The organism is Salifodinibacter halophilus (assembly GCA_012999515.1).
GTDB classification, from domain to species: domain Bacteria; phylum Pseudomonadota; class Gammaproteobacteria; order Nevskiales; family Salinisphaeraceae; genus Salifodinibacter; species Salifodinibacter halophilus.
The window spans coordinates 1-268 of the sequence record JABEEB010000289.1; the positions used below are offsets into that span (position 1 = coordinate 1).

A 268-nucleotide genomic window follows, 5' to 3' on the forward strand; every position below is an offset into this window, starting at 1 on the left:
TCGCCCTGCACGGTCAGGGTGCCGATGGAATTGCCCGGCGACACCGCGCCTTCGACGCGCACGTTGCCGACGATGCGGCCGCTGCCGCCGAGGCCGGCGCCGGCGTGCACCGGCAGTTGCGCAGTGGTCAGCGTGCCGTTGACCACCAGGGTGCCGCCGTCGACCTGCGCGGCGTAGGTGTTGTTGCCGGTCAGTTCCAGCACGCCTTCCTTGACGTGCAACCCGCCGAAGGCGTTGTTGCCGCTCAGGCGCAGCCAGCCGATGCCGG

1 protein-coding gene is annotated in these 268 nt (G+C 71.3%); it reads right to left on the minus strand.

What is annotated here, in order from left to right; genetic code table 11:
- On the minus strand, positions 1-268 hold a 268-nt coding region (locus tag HKX41_11700; GenBank protein ID NNC24797.1), incomplete at both ends, for a hypothetical protein.